The sequence below is a fragment of the Paraburkholderia caffeinilytica genome, assembly GCF_051027425.1.
Taxonomy (GTDB): domain Bacteria; phylum Pseudomonadota; class Gammaproteobacteria; order Burkholderiales; family Burkholderiaceae; genus Paraburkholderia; species Paraburkholderia caffeinilytica_A.
On sequence record NZ_CP186552.1, the window covers coordinates 510,639 to 528,367 of the forward strand.

Here is a 17,729-nt window from a genome sequence, read left to right on the forward strand (position 1 = left end):
GATTTTTGCCTGAGGACGACGATGGACTGCGTTTTTTGCCTTGAAGATGGCGGCGACGTGCTGTGGCAGGACGACACCCTGCGTGTCGTCCTCGCCGACGAACATGATTACCCGGGCTTTTGCCGGGTGATCTGGAACAAGCATGTCGCTGAGTTTTCCGATCTCGCCGAAGCCGACCGCGATCGCGTGATGCAGGCCGTGTACGCGGTCGAGCGTTCGATCCGGCGCATTCTTCAGCCGGTGAAGGTCAACCTGGCGAGCCTCGGCAACCAGGTGCCGCACGTGCATTGGCATGTGATTCCGCGGTTTTCGAACGACGCTCATTTCCCGCTGCCGGTCTGGGCGCCTCGCCAACGCACGGTGTCCGAGGCATTACTGTCGTCGCGACGCGCGCAAGCCACTTTGCTGCGCGAGGCGGTGCGGCAGGAAATCGAACAGGCGCTTGGCTGAGCGTTCCCGGATCCGCCGCTTCGCGCCGGCTCTCCGGCTCTTTAAGGAAGCCAGGAAAGTCTGGAGCGGCCTGACGTTACGATGATGGCGCCCAACCTGTCGCTTCGGGTCAGGTCAGGGCGCCCGAGGGGCCAACCGCCAGGCGGACTTCCTGCGAGGCGGAACACTTGGGGCGGCCCGGCATTTTCTTTATGAGGTCATCATGAGTGGACTGACTCCCGATACCCCGGTGCCGACCGGCGTGGTCGTGCATTCCAAATCGCGCGTACTCGAATTGCAATACGCCAACGGCGAAACGTATCGCTTGCCGTTCGAATTGCTGCGCGTGTATTCGCCGTCGGCGGAGGTGATGGGCCACGGGCCCGGCCAGGAGACGCTGCAAACCGGTAAACGCGACGTCACGATCACGATGATCGAAGGCGTCGGCAACTACGCGGTGCAGCCGACTTTCTCCGACGGGCACGCCACCGGTATCTATTCCTGGGACCTGCTGCACGATATGGCCGTCCGTCAGGATGAACTCTGGCGCGACTATCTCGCCAAACTGGCAGCGGCCGGTGTCGACCGTGATGCGCCGATGGCGCCAGTTGGCGCTGCGCACGGACACTGTCACTGATACGATTCGCCCTGATCGCCGCACTGATGCGGCGCAACATATTTCAGAATACGCGAAAGGACGAGCGCGATGAGCAAAACCCACTTCGGCTTTCAATCGGTCGACGAACAGGAAAAAGCGCAAAAGGTGGCGGGCGTATTCCACTCGGTCGCCTCCAATTACGACTTGATGAACGACCTGATGTCGGGCGGGTTGCACCGGGCGTGGAAGATGTTCACGATCGCCCAGGCCAACGTCCGGCCGGGCTTCAAGGTGCTCGATATTGCCGGGGGCACGGGCGATCTGTCGAAGGCGTTCGCCAAACAGGCAGGCGAAACCGGCGAAGTCTGGCACACGGACATCAACGAATCGATGCTGCGCGTGGGCCGCGACCGCCTGCTGGATAAGGGCGTGATCACGCCGGCGCTGCTCTGCGACGCCGAAAAGATTCCCTTTCCGGACAATTACTTCGACGTGGTCACCGTGGCATTCGGTTTGCGCAACATGACGCACAAGGATGTGGCGCTGGCCGAGATGCGCCGCGTGTTGAAACCGGCAGGCCGTCTGCTGGTGCTGGAGTTCTCGAAGGTGTGGGATCCGCTTAAAAAGGTCTACGACGTCTATTCGTTCAAGGTGTTGCCGTGGCTCGGCGACCGTTTTGCGAAGGACGCCGAGAGCTACCGCTACCTGGCGGAATCGATCCGGATGCATCCGGACCAGGAAACTTTAAAAACAATGATGGAACAAGCTGGCCTGGACGGCGTCAAATATTACAATTTGTCAGCTGGCGTGGTAGCTTTACATGTGGGGACCAAATACTAGGGTTCCTAACCCATCGTTTTTTAAAGGAAAGTACGAAAATGTCCGATTCAGGCGTGTTATCTCCCCGTAAGGTTAAGCGGTCGTTGGTGAGAAGAATCGGACTGATCGCGGTGGTCGGTCTGATCATGGCCGGCTCTCTCGCCTCGCTCGATGCGGAAGCCCGTCGCATGGGCGGTGGCCGTAGTATTGGCCGTCAGTCGAACACGGTTCAGCAACAGTCCGCTCCGTCGCAACCTTCCCAAAGCAATCAGGCCATGCAGCAGCGTGCGCAACCGGCTCCGGCGCCTGCGCCGACCCCGGCCGCCGCGCCTAACCGCTCGCGCTGGCTTGGGCCGATCGCCGGTCTGGCGGCCGGTCTCGGCATCGCCGCGTTGCTGTCGCACTTCGGTCTGGGCGGTGCGTTTGCCGGCGCCATGGCCAATATGATCGTGATCGCGGTCATCGCAATGATCGGCATCTGGCTGATCCGCCGCTTCATGGGCCGCAAGCGCGATACGGCGCAACCGTCGTACGCAGGCGGCGCGCCATCGCTGAATGCGGGCGGCACCGGTTATACGCAGGAGCCGCGCTACACCGCTCCGCCCACCGGCTCGTACCTCGAACCGCAAGGCAATCCGCTGAACACGCCGTCCATCAACGCCGCACCGGCCGTGCCGGCCGGCTTCGATTCGGAAGCGTTCCTGCGTAACGCGAAGGTGTACTTCGTCCGTCTGCAAGCCGCGTGGGACGTCGGCAATACGGAAGACATCCGTGAATTCACCACGCCGGAAATGTTCGCCGAAGTGAAGGTCGATCTCTCGTCGCGTGGCGCCGAGTCGAATCAGACCGACGTGGTGCAGTTGAACGCGGAGTTGCTGGGCGTTGAAGAGCGTGCAACCGAGTACTTCGCCAGCGTGCGGTTCTCGGGCTTGATCCGCGAATCGGCGGGTGCGGCGGCTGAGCCGTTCGTCGAAGTGTGGAATCTGTCGAAGTCGACCCGGCCTGGCGAAGGCTGGCTGCTGGCCGGCATTCAACAGGTGGCGCAGCACTGAGGCAGCGGCGGCACAGCGTCGAGGCAACGCCGCTCGTCCTGATTTCGCACAAAACGTTGGCCGTTCGGCATAGCAGGCCGCGAAGCGAACGGACGTTACAATAGGAACCCGCGCGGGCACCTCGCCTGCGCGGGTTTTTTCTTGCCACTTTCAATGACCCTCGCCGCCAAGCCCTTCGCTGCTGCTGTCAATCATCTGCTCGCCCGCGAATCGTGGGCCCGCGAGCGCCTCGCCCCGTACGCAGGCAAGACCGCCAGGCTGTCCTGTCCGCCTGTCGTGCTGACGCTGCTGGTGCAACCCGACGGCTATCTGGGCGCGGTCGAGCAAACCGATGCGCAACAGTTCGATGTGACCGTCTCGGTGCCGTCGGATGCGCTGCCGGCCTTTGTGCAAGGCGGCCAGGCCGCCGTGATGAAGCACGTGAAGATCGAAGGCGACGCCGAATTTGCGACTGTGATCGCCAGGCTCGCCGAGCATCTGCGCTGGGAGCCGGAGGAGGATCTGGCGAAGCTGATCGGCGACGGTCCGGCGTGGCGGGTGGCGTCGGTCGTCCGTACGGTCGGCGAACATGCGCGGCGCACCGGGCGCAATCTGCTCGATACCGCCGCCGAATACCTGCTCGATGAAAATCCGCAACTGGTGCGGCGCGCCGCGCTGGAGGATTTCAACGTCGAACTGGCGCGCGCCCGCGATGCTTTGGCGCGCGTGGAAAAGCGCATCGAGCGTCTTGAACAGAAGGTCGAAGCCCGCGGCGCCGATGCGCCGGGCGGCGCCGCCACGTCGCGCGGCACGCGCTAGTCATCGGGCACAACTATGCGTTTTCTGCGTTTCCTCAAGATTTTCTTTACGGTCATCCGCTTCGGTCTCGATGAGATGATGCTGAGCCGCGTCAACGACCGGCGCGTGCGTCTGCTGCTGCGTATCACCACCATCGGCCGCAAGTTCGAGGCGCCTCCGGGTGTGCGCTTGCGGCTCGCGCTCGAAAGCCTCGGGCCGATCTTCGTCAAGTTCGGCCAGGTGCTGTCCACGCGGCGCGATCTGCTGCCGGTGGATATCGCCAATGAACTGGCCAAGCTGCAGGATCAGGTGCCGCCGTTCGATTCCGCGGTGGCAATCGGATTGGTCGAGAAATCGCTCGGTGCGCCGGTCGACGTGCTGTTCGACGATTTCGAGCGGGTGCCGGTGGCGAGCGCGTCGATCGCGCAGGTGCACTTTGCGAAGGTGAAAGCAGGGCAGCACGCGGGCAAGGCAGTCGCCGTGAAGGTGCTGCGGCCGAACATGCTGCCGGTGATCGATTCCGATCTGGCCTTGCTGCGCGATATCGCTGTATGGGCGGAGCGTTTGTGGGCCGATGGCAAGCGACTCAAGCCGCGCGAGGTGGTCGCCGAATTCGACAAATACCTGCACGACGAACTCGATCTGATGCGCGAGGCGGCCAACGGCAGCCAGTTGCGCCGCAACTTCGCCGGGCTCGATCTGCTGCTGGTGCCGGAGATGTACTGGGAGTTCTGCACGCCCACGGTGCTGGTGATGGAGCGCATGGTCGGCGTGCCGATCAGCCAGGTGGAGACGCTGCGCGCGGCCGGTGTCGATATTCCGAAGCTGGCGCGCGAAGGTGTCGAGATTTTCTTCACCCAGGTGTTCCGCGATGGTTTTTTCCATGCCGACATGCACCCGGGCAACATTCAGGTGAGCCTCGACCCAGCGCACTTCGGCCGCTATATCGCGCTCGACTTCGGCATTATCGGCGCGCTGTCGGACTTCGATAAAAACTACCTCGCGCAGAACTTCCTCGCTTTCTTCAAGCGTGACTACCACCGCGTCGCCACGCTGCATCTGGAGTCGGGCTGGGTGCCGCCCACTACTCGGGTCGAAGAACTGGAAAGCGCGATCCGCGCCGTTTGCGAGCCTTATTTCGACCGCGCGCTGAAGGATATTTCGCTCGGTCAGGTGCTGATGCGCCTCTTTTCGACCTCGCGCCGCTTCAACGTGGAAATCCAGCCGCAACTGGTGTTGCTGCAAAAAACCATGCTGAACGTGGAAGGGCTCGGCCGTTCGCTGGATCCTGAACTGGACTTGTGGAAGACGGCCAAGCCCTACCTCGAACGCTGGATGAACGAGCAGATCGGTCTGCGCGGCTGGTACGAGCGGCTGAAGATCGAGGCGCCGCAGTGGAGCAAGACGCTACCGCAGTTGCCGCGCCTGATCCATCATGTACTGGCCGGACGGCACGACAATGCGCGCGGCGCGAACGACGACATGATTCGCCAGATTCTGCTCGAACAGAAGCGTACCAACCGGTTGTTGCAAGGCTTGCTGCTGTTCGGCGCGGCGGTCGGTGTCGGCGCGGCGCTGGCACGGGCGTTTCTGGCGTTCGCCAACGGCGGCTGATCCCGATCCTGATCCTGATCCACTCGAGGCATTCCATGAGCGACCCGAATTCGCCTTCCGCGCCCGATTTTGCGACCCGTGACCCCAACTCGCCGGCGTTCTGGGACGAGCGCTTCGAGCGCCATTTCACGCCGTGGGATCAGGCGGGCGTGCCGTCGGCGTTCCAGTCGTTCGCCGGGCGGCATCGCGGGGCTGCGGTACTGATTCCGGGTTGCGGTAGTGCCTACGAGGCGCTCTGGCTCGCAGAGCAGGGCAATCCGGTCCGGGCAATCGATTTCTCGCCGGCTGCCGTAGCGGCAGCGCGCGAACAACTGGGTGCGCAGCATGCGCAACTGGTCGAGCAGGCCGATTTCTTCGCTTACGAACCGCCGTTCACGCCGGCATGGATCTACGAGCGCGCATTCCTTTGTGCGCTACCGCCGGCGCGCCGTGCGGACTACGCGCAGCGAATGGCCGGGTTGTTGCCAGAGGGCGCACTGCTGGCGGGTTTCTATTTCATCGGCGCGACGCCGAAAGGGCCGCCGTTCGGTATCGAGCGTGCCGAACTCGACGCGTTGCTCACGCCGTACTTCGATCTGATCGAAGACGAAGCCGTAAACGATTCCATCGCCGTCTTTGCTGGACGCGAGCGCTGGCTGACCTGGCGCCGCCGTGATTGAAGACGCCGCCGGACCCGGCGGTGACGCGGGCCGCACTTGATTCGAACGCGGCCGCCCCCATCTAGGCGGACGGCGGCTGCGCCCGGCACTTGTCCCCGAAATCCGGGGAAGGGGTGTCGTTTGCGGCTATAATTCAAGGCTTTGCAAGCGTTTACAAGATTTCAGTAGGGAACAGATCATGCCGATCTACGCTTATCGTTGCGAGTCATGCGGTTTCGGGAAGGACGTGCTTCAGAAGATGAGCGACCCCCAGTTGACGCAATGTCCCGAGTGCGGGAAAGACACATTTCGCAAGCAGGTGACTGCAGCCGGTTTCCAGTTGAAGGGTTCCGGCTGGTATGTGACCGATTTTCGCGGCGGTAACGGCGGCGCGAGCGCGCCGGCCAAGCCCGACGCGAATGGCGGCTCGAATGCGAATTCGGGCGAAACCGCCGCAGCCGGGAATGACGGCGCAGCGAAATCCGACACGGCTTCGGCCAACGGTACGGCCGCCGCCGCTTCTTCGGGTGCGGCCGCAACGCCGGCCGCGCCTGCTGCCGCGCCGGCCGCATCGGCGAGTTCGAGTGGTCCCGGCAGCGCCTAGTGGGACTGCCGCCCTCCGGGGCGGTGCACACGCCGCGCGCCGGATATCGGCTCGCGCGGCTTTCTGGCGGTACACATGACGACGAAAAAAACGACGCTCAAATCGGTGTTCCTGACTGGCCTGCTGGTGCTGGTGCCTTTGGCTATCACCCTGTGGGTGCTCGGCCTGATCATCGGCACGATGGACCAGACGCTGTTGCTGCTGCCTACCTCATGGCAGCCGGAGCGCGCGCTCGGCTTCCGTTTGCCGGGTCTTGGCGCGGTGCTGACATTGGCGTTCATCTTTGTCGTCGGGTTGTTGACGCAAAACTTCATCGGCCAGAAGCTCGTGAAGTGGTGGGAAGTCGTGGTTGCTCACATTCCGGTGGTCGGCCCGATCTACACCAGCGTCAAACAGGTGTCGGACACCTTGTTGTCGAGCAGCGGCAATGCGTTTCGCAAAGCGCTGCTGATCGAATACCCGCGCCGCGGTTCCTATACGATTGCGTTTCTGACCGGCGTTCCGGGCGGCGACGTGGTTAACCACCTGAAAGAAGATCACGTCAGCGTGTATGTGCCGACTACGCCGAACCCAACGTCCGGCTTCTTCCTGATGGTGCCCAAGAGCGAAGTGATCGAACTCGACATGACAGTCGACGCCGCGCTCAAGTACATCGTCTCGATGGGCGTCGTGGCGCCGTCCGCGCCGCCGGCGCCGGTGCGCCGCACGACAGTCGAGCCTCCGCTGTAATGCCGGTGCGCAGTGTTTCACTGCGGCGCGCCGCTCAACCAATGCAAAACGAAAGACAAACATCATGTCGATGAGATCTGAATACTGCGGTCTGGTGACCGAAGAACTGCTGGGCCAACCTGTCTCGCTGTGCGGCTGGGTAAGCCGCCGCCGCGACCATGGCGGCGTCATCTTCATCGACCTGCGCGACCGCGAAGGCCTCGTTCAGGTCGTCTGCGATCCGGATCGCGCGGAAATGTTCAAGACGGCTGAAGGCGTCCGGAACGAGTTCTGCCTGCAGATCAAGGGCGTGGTTCGCGCCCGCCCGGAAGGCACGACGAACGCCACGCTGAAAAGCGGCAAGATCGAAGTGCTGTGCCACGAGTTGATCGTGCTGAACCCGTCGATCACGCCGCCGTTCCAGCTCGACGACGACAACCTGTCGGAAACCACGCGCCTCACGCACCGCGTGCTCGACCTGCGCCGTCCGCAGATGCAGCACAACCTGCGTCTGCGTTATCGCGTCGCGATCGAAGTGCGCAAGTACCTGGACTCGCTGGGCTTCATCGACATCGAAACGCCGATGCTCACCAAGAGCACGCCGGAAGGCGCGCGCGACTACCTCGTGCCGTCACGTACCAACCCGGGTCAGTTCTTCGCGCTGCCGCAGTCGCCGCAACTGTTCAAGCAGTTGTTGATGGTCGCTAACTTCGATCGCTACTACCAGATCGTCAAGTGCTTCCGCGACGAAGACCTGCGCGCCGACCGTCAACCGGAATTCACGCAGATCGACTGCGAAACCTCGTTCCTGTCGGAACAGGAAATCCGCGATCTGTTCGAAGCGATGATCCGTCACGTCTTCAAGGAAACGATCGGCGTCGAACTGGCCGAGAAATTCCCGGTCATGGAGTACTCGGAAGCCATGCGCCGTTTTGGCTCGGACAAGCCGGACCTGCGCGTCAAGCTCGAATTCACCGACCTGACCGACGCCGTCAGGGACGTCGACTTCAAGGTGTTCAGCACGCCGGCCAACACGAAAGACGGCCGCGTCGCGGCGATCCGCGTGCCGAAGGGCGGCGAACTCTCGCGTGGCGACATCGACAGCTACACGGAATTCGTGCGCATCTACGGCGCGAAGGGTCTGGCGTGGATCAAGGTCAACGAAGTGGCGAAGGGCCGTGACGGTCTGCAAAGCCCGATCGTCAAGAACCTGCACGACGAAGCGGTCAAGGCGATCATCGAGCGCACCGGCGCGCAAGACGGCGACATTATTTTCTTCGCCGCGGATCGCGCGAAGGTGGTGAACGACAGCCTGGGCGCGCTGCGTCTGAAGATCGGTCATTCGGAATTCGGCAAGGCCAACGGTCTGGTCGAATCCGGCTGGAAGCCGCTGTGGGTGATCGACTTCCCGATGTTCGAGTACGACGAGGAAGACAACCGCTACGTCGCCGCGCATCACCCGTTCACGAGCCCGAAAGACGAGCACCTCGAGTATCTGGAAACGGATCCGGCGCGCTGCCTCGCCAAGGCTTACGACATGGTGTTGAACGGCTGGGAAATCGGCGGCGGTTCGGTGCGTATCCACCGTGAAGAAGTGCAGAGCAAGGTGTTCCGCGCGCTGAAGATCGGCGCGGAAGAAGCACAGGCCAAATTCGGCTTCCTGCTCGACGCGCTGCAATACGGCGCGCCGCCGCACGGCGGTATCGCGTTCGGTTTGGACCGGATCATTACGATGATGGCCGGCGCCGATTCGATCCGCGACGTGATCGCGTTCCCGAAGACGCAACGCGCGCAGTGTCTGCTCACGCAGGCGCCGAGCGAAGTGGACGAGCGCCAGTTGCGCGAGTTGCACATCCGCCTGCGTCAGCCGGAACCGAAGGTCTAAGCGGGAACACACTACCGCTGTCTGAAAACGACAGCAGGAAACACCGAAAAAGGCGCGCGATGCGCCTTTTTCGTTTTTTGCGTTACAGTCGAAGCAACCGATCCCGACTGATCATTGGACCACTCGCCGACATGTACCGCGCAAGCGTTGCGCCCAGTTTTTACGCCATGCCGAAACCGCCGAAGATTCCCCAATCCGTACTCGTCGTCATCCATACGCCCGCGCTCGACGTGCTGTTGATCCGGCGTGCCGATCACGCGGATTTCTGGCAATCGGTGACCGGCTCGAAAGACCAGCTCGACGAACCCTTCATCGAGACCGCGGCGCGCGAAGTTGCCGAGGAAACCGGTATCGTGGTCGGCACGACGCTTGTGCCGCAAAGCGCGCTGTTCGACTGGCAGTACTCGATCGACTATGAGATTTACCCCCAGTTCCGGCATCGCTACGCCGAGGGCGTGATCCACAACACCGAACACTGGTTCAGCCTGGAAGTGCCCGAGCAACTCGAGGTGACGCTCGCGCCGCGCGAGCACACTGCGTTCCTGTGGCTGCCCTATGAGGAGGCGGCCTCGCGTTGTTTTTCGTCGTCGAATGCGGATGCGATCCTGCAATTGCCGAAACGGCTCGCTGGGCGCCTGAATGCGCGGCCCGAGGAGCGTGCCCGGTGAGCGTCGGCGGCGCGCGGCGTTTCGCGCGACTCCGGCAATCGCTGCTCGGCCGCCGCTACTGGCAGCGCTACCGCTTCACCGCCGACAACGAGGTCAAGCTACTGCGCTCCGGCGATGAGTTCTTCGCCGCGTTGATCGAGCGTATCGACGCCGCGCAGAGCGACGTCGCTCTAGAAACCTACATCTTCTGTAACGACAGTGCGGGGCAGGCCGTCAGCGCGGCTTTGCTGCGCGCTGCCGCGCGCGGCGTCAAGGTGCGCGTGATTACCGACGGCATCGGCACCGAGCGCCTCAAGATGTTCGACGAATGGCCGCTAGCCGGCATCGACCATCGCATCTACAACCCACACCTGTTCGGCCGCTTCGGCTTCTCGCGTACGCACCGCAAGATCGCGGTGGTGGACGACCAGTTCGGCTACTGCGGCGGCATCAACATCGTCGACGACTACGAGAACAACGGTGAGAGGCTGCCTTACCGGCGCTGGGACTTCGCGGTGGAATTGCGCGGGCCGGTAGTCGCCGATATCCGCCAGGCGTTCGAGGTGCAATGGCGGCGCATTCGCCTCGGGCATCGGCCTCCGGAGTCGCTTGGGCCCGATCTCGGGCCGAAGACCATGGCGTCGCTCGGCACCTTGCGCCGCCGGCGCCGCAATCGCAACGAGGCGCTGTGGGCCGGCGGTCAGCCGTGCGTGGCGTTCGTCGCGCGCGACAACCTGATCAACCGCCGTGCCATCGAAAAGGCGTATCTGACCGCGATCGGCCAGGCGCGCAGCGAAGTGCTGCTGGCCAACCCGTACTTCATGCCCGGCCGTAAGCTGCGGCGCGCGCTGGTGTTCGCGGCGCGGCGCGGCGTCGACGTGAAGCTCATCATCGGGCGCAAGGAGTTCAAGGCGCTCGATTACGCCGTGCCGTTCCTGTATCGTGCCCTGCTCAAAGCCGGCGTGCAGATCGCCGAGTACGAGAAAACCATGCTGCATGGCAAGGTCGCGGTGGTGGATTCGAACTGGGGGACGGTCGGCTCGTCGAACCTCGACGCGTTGAGCCTGATGCTCAACAACGAAGCCAACGTGGTGCTGGTGAACGACCCGTCGATCGGCGCGCTGCGTGAAGCGATCCTGGTCGCGTTCAAGGATTCGCGGCGGATCGACGAGGCCCGCTACGAGGCTCGTCCGGCGGGTGAGCGGCTGCTCAACTGGCTGGCCTATACGGCTTATCGGGCGGCAATGAAACTGTTGACGGTGGGCGGCTATGACTAGCGCTTCTTTCTTTCTCACATAAGGCGCAAGGGCGCGGTGTCAATGGAAGGAAACAAAAGAAGGCAAACGCCTCTAAAAAATCTCCTTCGTCTGATTGACGGATGCCGCAGAATTGAAACCGGGTTAGAAACCGGTTTCTAATAAAGTCCTTGTTTCGCGGACGGCAGCACTCAATAATAGTACGGCCGTTCGATTTTCTTTCGGTCACATTAGAACGGTAAAAAGCTATGCGAAAAGGCGAACAAACACGAGTCGCGATTCTCGAAGCAGCACTTGATCTGGCAAGCCGCGACGGACTGGAAGGTCTGACGATTGGGTTGCTGGCCGAGCGCATGCAGATGAGCAAAAGCGGTGTGTTCGCGCATTTCGGGTCGCGCGAGGATTTGCAGGTCGAAGTCGTGCGCGAATACCACCGTCGTTTTGAAGACGAGGTGTTTTTCCCGAGTCTGCGCGAGCCTCGTGGATTACCGCGCTTGCGCGCGATGATCTCCCGCTGGATTGAGAAACGCATTCAGGAAGTCACAACTGGATGCATCTACATCAGCGGTGCGGTCGAGTACGACGATCGCGGAGACAACCCGGTGCGCGAGCAACTGGTGTCGAGCGTGACGATCTGGCGTGCGGCGCTCACGCGTGCAATTTCGCAGGCGATGGAAGAAGGGCATCTGCGCACCGACACCGATCCGCAGCTGATGCTGTTCGAACTGTACAGCTTCACGCTCGGCCTGCATCACGACGCGCGCTTCCTGCACTTGCCGGATGCAGTGCGTCTTACGTGGGCCGCGCTGGAAAAATTGATTGTTTCGTATCAGAGCGAAAGCCGTTAGCAAGGCCGCCGAACTTCAAGCAGATTCAGCGGCGCTGAAAGATCCGATTCACGGATCTCAACTAACGGCCTGGCTCCTTGTCAAACTTGGGAGAGAGAGTCATGGGACAGTACGCCGCGCCGCTGCGCGACATGCAATTCGTGTTGCACGAACTGCTTAACGTCGAAGCAGAGATCAAGCAGATGCCGAAGCACGCGGATCTCGATGCGGACACGATCAACGCCGTGCTCGAAGAAGCCGGCAAGTTCTGCTCCGAAGTGCTGTTCCCGCTCAATCACAGCGGCGACCAGGAAGGCTGCACGTACGTCGGCGACGGCGTCGTGACCACGCCGAAGGGCTTCAAGGAAGCCTATAAGCAATATGTGGAAGCCGGCTGGCCGGCACTCGGCTGCGATCCGGAATACGGCGGCCAGGGCTTGCCCGCATTCGTGAACAACGCGCTGTATGAAATGCTGAATTCGGCGAACCAGGCGTGGACGATGTACCCGGGTCTGTCGCATGGCGCGTACGAATGCCTGCACGCGCACGGCACGCCGGAACTGCAGCAACGTTATTTGCCGAAGCTGGTTGCGGGCGTCTGGACCGGCACGATGTGTCTGACCGAGCCGCACTGCGGCACCGACCTCGGCATCCTGCGCACCAAGGCCGAACCGAACAGCGACGGCTCGTACGCGATCAGCGGCACGAAGATTTTCATCTCCAGCGGCGAACACGATCTCGCGGAGAACATCGTTCACCTGGTGCTCGCGCGTCTGCCGGATGCGCCGAAGGGTACCAAGGGCATCTCGCTCTTCATCGTGCCGAAGTTCATCCCGAACGAAGCCGGCGAACCGGGCGAGCGCAACGGCGTAAAGTGCGGCTCCATCGAACACAAGATGGGCATTCACGGCAACGCGACCGCCGTGATCAACCTCGACAACGCAAAGGGCTGGCTGGTCGGTGAGCCGAACAAGGGCTTGAACGCGATGTTCGTGATGATGAACGCAGCGCGTCTGGGCGTCGGCATGCAGAGTCTGGGCCTGACCGCAATCGGCTATCAGAACTCGCTCACGTACGCGAAAGAGCGTCTGCAAATGCGCTCGCTGACGGGCCCGAAGGCGCCCGAAAAAGCCGCTGACCCGATCATCGTGCACCCGGACGTGCGTCGCATGTTGCTCACGCAGAAGGCGTACGCCGAAGGCGCGCGCGCGTTCTCGTACTGGTCCGCGCTGCATATCGACAGGGAACTGTCGCACGCCGACGAATCGGTGCGTAAAGAAGCCGCGGATCTGGTCGCGCTGCTCACGCCGATCCTGAAGGCATTCCTCTCGGACAACGCGTTCGAGAGCACCAACCACGCCATGCAGATCTACGGTGGCCACGGCTTCATCGCCGAGTGGGGCATGGAGCAGTACGTGCGCGACGCGCGGATCAACATGATCTACGAAGGCACCAACGCGATTCAGGCGCTCGATTTGCTCGGCCGCAAGATTCTTGGCGACATGGGCGCGAAGATGAAGAAGTTCGGCAAGCTGGTGTCGGATTTTGTCGAAGCCGAAGGCGTGAAGCCGGAAATGCAGGAGTTCATCAACCCGCTCGCCGACATCGGCGACAAGGTGCAGAAGCTGACGATGGAAATCGGCATGAAGGCGATGCAGAACCCGGACGAAGTCGGCGCTGCCGCCGTGCCGTATCTGCGCACCGTCGGCCACCTGGTGTTCTCGTACTTCTGGGCGCGCATGGCACGTATCGCGCTGGACAACGAAGCATCGGGCGATCCGTTCTACAAGGCCAAGCTCGCTACCGCACGCTTCTACTTCGCGAAGCTGCTGCCGGAAACGGCCATGACGATCCGTCAGGCGCGCGCCGGTTCCAAGTCGCTGATGGACGTCGAAGAGTCGCTGTTCTAAGGCACATTTCTTACGGCAAGCGCCGCGCCCTCAAGAGGCGTGGCGCCTTCCACCGCCACAAGCCACACATCGCGAAACCTAAGAGACACCTTCGCGACACCGCATAACTCCCCGGAGGAACGACGTGAGCAATCTGATCATTCGCAAGGTAGCCGTGCTCGGCGCCGGCGTGATGGGCGCGCAGATCGCAGCGCACCTGATCAACGCCAAGGTGCCCGTGCTGCTGTTCGACCTGCCTGCCAAAGAAGGCCCGAAGAACGCGATCGCGCTGAAGGCGATCGAGAATCTGAAGAAGCTGTCGCCTGCGCCGTTCGGCGTGAAGGACGATGCGCAATATATCCAGCCCGCCAACTATGACGACGATATCGGGAAGCTCGCCGAGTGCGACCTCGTGATCGAAGCGATCGCTGAGCGAATGGACTGGAAGCACGACCTGTACAAGAAGGTCTCGCCGCATATCGCACCGAATGCGATCTTCGCGACCAACACGTCGGGTCTGTCGATCACCGAATTGTCGAACGGTTTCTCGGATGAACTGAAGGCGCGCTTCTGCGGCGTGCACTTCTTCAATCCGCCGCGCTACATGCACCTGGTCGAACTGATTCCGACCGCAACCACGCGTCCGGAAATCCTCGATCAACTCGAATCGTTCCTGACGAGCGTGGTCGGCAAGGGCGTCGTGCGCGCGAAAGACACGCCGAACTTTATCGCCAACCGCGTCGGTATTTTCTCGATCCTCGCCGTGATTACGGAGGCCGCAAAGTTCGGTCTGCGTTTCGACGAAGTGGACGACCTGACGGGCTCGCGTCTGGGCCGCGCGAAATCGGCAACGTTCCGCACGGCGGACGTGGTCGGTCTCGACACCATGGCGCACGTCATCAAGACGATGCAGGACACGCTGAAGGACGACCCGTTCTTCCCGGTCTACGAAACGCCGGCCGTGCTGGCTGAACTCGTGAAGAAGGGCGCGCTGGGTCAGAAGACCGGCGGCGGCTTCTACAAGAAGGAAGGCAAAGCCATCAAGGTGCTCGACCCGAAAACGGGCGCGTACGTCGACGGCGGCGCGAAGGCGGACGAACTGGTTGGCCGCATTCTGAAGCGCCCGCCGGCAGAGCGTCTGAAGCTCCTGCGTGAATCGGAGCATCCGCAAGCGCAATTCCTGTGGTCGATTTTCCGCGACGTGTATCACTACATCGGCGTGCATCTCGAATCGATCGCCGACAACGCGCGTGACGTCGATCTGGCCATCCGCTGGGGCTTCGGCTGGAACGAAGGTCCGTTCGAAGGCTGGCAGACCGCCGGCTGGAAGCAGGTCGCCGAATGGGTGCAGGAAGACATCGCGGCCGGCAAGGCGCTCTCGAACGTGCCGCTGCCGTCGTGGGTGCTGGAAGGCCCGGTTGCCGAAAAGGGCGGTGTGCATACGAACGAAGGTTCGTGGTCGCCGGCGTCGAAGACGTTTGTGCCGCGCTCGTCGCTGTCGGTCTACGACAAGCAGGTGTTCCGTGCACCGCTGGTCGGCGAAACCTCGGCTGATCCGAAGACCTACGGCAAGACGCTGTTCGAAACCGACGCCGTGCGCGCCTGGGTCGATGACCGTGCCGGCGAGAACGACGTCCTGATCGTGTCGTTCAAGAGCAAGATGAACACGATCGGACCGTCGGTGATCGACGGTCTGACGCAAGCCATCGAACTGGCCGAGAAGGACTACAAGGGCCTGGTCGTGTGGCAGCCCACGTCGCTGAAACTCGGCACGCCGGGCGGCCCGTTCTCCGCGGGTGCGAACCTCGAAGAAGCCATGCCCGCGTTCATGATGGGCGGCGCGAAGGGCATCGAGCCGTTCGTGAAGAAGTTCCAGCAAGGCATGCTGCGCGTGAAGTACGCGAGCGTGCCGGTCATCTCGGCGGTGTCGGGCATCGCGCTCGGCGGCGGTTGCGAGCTGGCGCTGCATAGCGCGAAGCGTGTTGCACACATCGAAAGCTATATCGGTCTGGTCGAAGTCGGCGTGGGTCTCGTGCCGGCGGGCGGCGGTCTGAAGGAAGCGGCACTGCGTGCGGCGGAAGCCGCAACCGCAGCCGGCGCGACCAACGACCTGTTGAAGTTCGTGCAGAAGTCGTTCGAAAACGCGGCGATGGCGAAGGTTTCGTCCTCCGCACTCGACGCCCGCGCCATGGGCTACCTGAAGCCGTCCGACACGATCGTCTTCAACGTGTTCGAACTGCTCGACATCGCGAAGAAGGAAGCGCGCGCGCTGTCCGCCGCGGGTTACCGTCCGCCGCTGCGTGTCACGCAGGTGCCAGTGGCAGGCCGCTCGGCGATTGCGACCATCAAGGCATCGCTCGTCAACATGCGCGACGGCCGTTTCATCAGCGAGCACGATTTCCTGATCGCCAGCCGTATCGCGGAAGCGGTGTGCGGCGGTGATGTGGAAGCGGGCAGTCTCGTTGACGAAGAATGGCTGCTCAAACTCGAGCGTCAGGCATTTGTCGATCTGCTCGGCACGCAAAAGACGCAGGAACGGATCATGGGCATGCTGCAAACCGGCAAGCCGGTGCGCAACTAAGCGACGACGATCGCACTACGTGCATGGGATCGGAGTAAGGCGCTGAGGCACCAACTCCGATCGACCGCGATAAGACTGCATGGGGCAGGAGTAAGCGCTAAAGCGCTAACTCCTGCCGACAAAGGAGCTTTAAATGACAAAGCAATTGCAAGACGCATACATCGTCGCCGCGAGCCGCACGCCGATCGGCAAAGCGCCGCGCGGGATGTTCAAGAACACCCGCCCGGACGAACTGCTGGTGCACGCGATCAAGTCAGCCGTGGCGCAAGTGCCCGGTCTCGACACCAAGGTGATCGAAGACGCCATCATCGGCTGTGCAATTCCGGAAGCCGAACAGGGGCTGAACGTCGCGCGGATGGGTGCACTGCTGGCTGGCCTGCCGAATACGGTGGGCGGCGTCACGGTGAACCGCTTCTGCGCTTCGGGCCTCACCGCGCTGGCGATGGCGGCTGACCGTATCCGCGTCGGCGAATCGGACGCGATGATCGCGGGCGGTTGCGAATCGATGAGCATGGTGCCGATGATGGGCAACAAGCCGTCGATGTCGCCGCATATCTTCGATCGTAACGAAGACATCGGCATCGCCTACGGCATGGGTCTGACCGCCGAGAAGGTCGCCGAGCGCTGGAAGATCAGCCGCGAAGCGCAAGACCAGTTCTCGGTCGAATCGCACCGTCGCGCGATCGCCGCCCAGCAAGCCGGCGAATTCAACGACGAAATCGCCGCCTACACGATCACCGAGCGTTTCCCCGATCTCGCCACGGGCGAAGTGCGGATCAAGACCCGCGAAGTCGCCCTCGACGAAGGTCCGCGTGCGGACACGTCGATGGAAGGTCTGGCGAAACTGCGCACCGTGTTCGCGAACAAGGGTTCGGTGACGGCGGGTAATAGCTCGCAGACGTCGGACGGCGCGGGCGCGCTGATCGTCGTGTCGGAAAAGATGCTGAAGGAATTCAACCTGACGCCGCTCGCCCGTTTCGTCAGCTTCGCCGTGCGCGGCGTGCCGCCGGAAATCATGGGCATTGGTCCGAAGGAGGCGATTCCGGCCGCACTGAAGGCCGCCGGCCTGAAGATCGAAGACATGGACTGGATCGAGCTGAACGAAGCGTTCGCCGCGCAATCGCTGGCGGTGATTCAGGACCTCGGTCTCGATCCGTCGAAGATCAACCCGCTCGGCGGCGCGATCGCACTCGGCCACCCGCTGGGCGCGACGGGTGCGATCCGTGCGTCGACGGTTGTGCACGGCCTGCGCCGCCGCAACTTCAAGTACGGCATGGTGACGATGTGTGTTGGCACCGGCATGGGCGCGGCGGGCATCATCGAACGCCTGTAATCGTGTTTGCCATGGTCCTTGCGGTGATCCTTGCCGTGACCATCTAAGGACCGCGGAAACGGTTCGCAGGCC

Annotated in this window: 16 protein-coding genes; all 16 read left to right on the forward strand. The window is 62.5% G+C overall.

Features of this window, described 5'->3' with window-relative positions; translation table 11 throughout:
- The first annotated feature begins 21 nt into the window (after positions 1–21).
- The 16 genes from ACOSV0_RS02230 to ACOSV0_RS02305 all read left to right on the forward strand — a co-directional run bounded on the left by ACOSV0_RS02230 (position 22) and on the right by ACOSV0_RS02305 (position 17,657).
- Positions 22–450, forward strand: coding sequence for an HIT family protein (locus ACOSV0_RS02230; protein ID WP_434108463.1), 429 nt, complete (start codon positions 22–24; stop codon positions 448–450).
- 202 nt (positions 451–652) lie between these two features.
- Positions 653–1,066, forward strand: coding sequence for a gamma-butyrobetaine hydroxylase-like domain-containing protein (locus ACOSV0_RS02235; protein WP_434108465.1), 414 nt, complete (start codon positions 653–655; stop codon positions 1,064–1,066).
- A 69-nt stretch (positions 1,067–1,135) separates the two neighbouring features.
- Positions 1,136–1,867 (forward strand): bifunctional demethylmenaquinone methyltransferase/2-methoxy-6-polyprenyl-1,4-benzoquinol methylase UbiE, encoded by a 732-nt coding sequence (ubiE, locus tag ACOSV0_RS02240; protein ID WP_153137354.1) that lies wholly within the window; start codon positions 1,136–1,138, stop codon positions 1,865–1,867.
- A gap of 38 nt (positions 1,868–1,905) precedes the next feature.
- Positions 1,906–2,898 (forward strand): Tim44 domain-containing protein, encoded by a 993-nt coding sequence (locus ACOSV0_RS02245; protein ID WP_434108467.1) that lies wholly within the window; start codon positions 1,906–1,908, stop codon positions 2,896–2,898.
- Positions 2,899–3,051: 153 nt separating this feature from the next.
- Positions 3,052–3,696, forward strand: coding sequence for a ubiquinone biosynthesis accessory factor UbiJ (locus ACOSV0_RS02250; protein ID WP_434108469.1), 645 nt, complete (start codon positions 3,052–3,054; stop codon positions 3,694–3,696).
- Positions 3,697–3,711: 15 nt separating this feature from the next.
- Entirely contained in the window at positions 3,712–5,289 is a 1,578-nt protein-coding gene (gene ubiB / locus ACOSV0_RS02255) for a ubiquinone biosynthesis regulatory protein kinase UbiB (RefSeq protein WP_434108471.1), read from the forward strand.
- A gap of 35 nt (positions 5,290–5,324) precedes the next feature.
- Positions 5,325–5,948, forward strand: coding sequence for a methyltransferase domain-containing protein (locus tag ACOSV0_RS02260; RefSeq protein ID WP_434108473.1), 624 nt, complete (start codon positions 5,325–5,327; stop codon positions 5,946–5,948).
- Positions 5,949–6,126: 178 nt separating this feature from the next.
- Positions 6,127–6,531, forward strand: a complete 405-nt coding sequence (locus tag ACOSV0_RS02265) for an FmdB family zinc ribbon protein (protein WP_434108475.1) — start codon at positions 6,127–6,129, stop codon at positions 6,529–6,531.
- A gap of 75 nt (positions 6,532–6,606) precedes the next feature.
- Positions 6,607–7,260 (forward strand): DUF502 domain-containing protein, encoded by a 654-nt coding sequence (locus ACOSV0_RS02270; protein ID WP_434108477.1) that lies wholly within the window; start codon positions 6,607–6,609, stop codon positions 7,258–7,260.
- A gap of 64 nt (positions 7,261–7,324) precedes the next feature.
- Complete coding sequence (gene aspS, locus ACOSV0_RS02275) at positions 7,325–9,124, forward strand: aspartate--tRNA ligase (RefSeq protein WP_434108479.1); 1,800 nt, start codon at positions 7,325–7,327, stop codon at positions 9,122–9,124.
- A gap of 167 nt (positions 9,125–9,291) precedes the next feature.
- Positions 9,292–9,792 (forward strand): dihydroneopterin triphosphate diphosphatase, encoded by a 501-nt coding sequence (gene nudB / locus ACOSV0_RS02280; protein WP_434108481.1) that lies wholly within the window; start codon positions 9,292–9,294, stop codon positions 9,790–9,792.
- Positions 9,789–11,048, forward strand: a complete 1,260-nt coding sequence (gene clsB, locus ACOSV0_RS02285; RefSeq protein ID WP_434108483.1) for a cardiolipin synthase ClsB — start codon at positions 9,789–9,791, stop codon at positions 11,046–11,048. Before nudB ends, clsB begins: the two co-directional genes overlap by 4 nt.
- 227 nt (positions 11,049–11,275) lie before the next feature.
- Positions 11,276–11,875 (forward strand): TetR/AcrR family transcriptional regulator, encoded by a 600-nt coding sequence (locus ACOSV0_RS02290; protein WP_434108485.1) that lies wholly within the window; start codon positions 11,276–11,278, stop codon positions 11,873–11,875.
- A 101-nt stretch (positions 11,876–11,976) separates the two neighbouring features.
- Positions 11,977–13,764 (forward strand): acyl-CoA dehydrogenase C-terminal domain-containing protein, encoded by a 1,788-nt coding sequence (locus tag ACOSV0_RS02295; RefSeq protein WP_434108487.1) that lies wholly within the window; start codon positions 11,977–11,979, stop codon positions 13,762–13,764.
- A 124-nt stretch (positions 13,765–13,888) separates the two neighbouring features.
- Positions 13,889–16,324: a 3-hydroxyacyl-CoA dehydrogenase/enoyl-CoA hydratase family protein gene (locus tag ACOSV0_RS02300; RefSeq protein ID WP_434108488.1), complete on the forward strand. Its 2,436-nt coding sequence runs from the start codon at positions 13,889–13,891 to the stop codon at positions 16,322–16,324.
- A gap of 133 nt (positions 16,325–16,457) precedes the next feature.
- A complete protein-coding gene (locus ACOSV0_RS02305) occupies positions 16,458–17,657 on the forward strand; it encodes an acetyl-CoA C-acyltransferase (RefSeq protein ID WP_434108490.1) in 1,200 nt (399 codons plus the stop codon).
- Positions 17,658–17,729 lie beyond the last annotated feature (72 nt).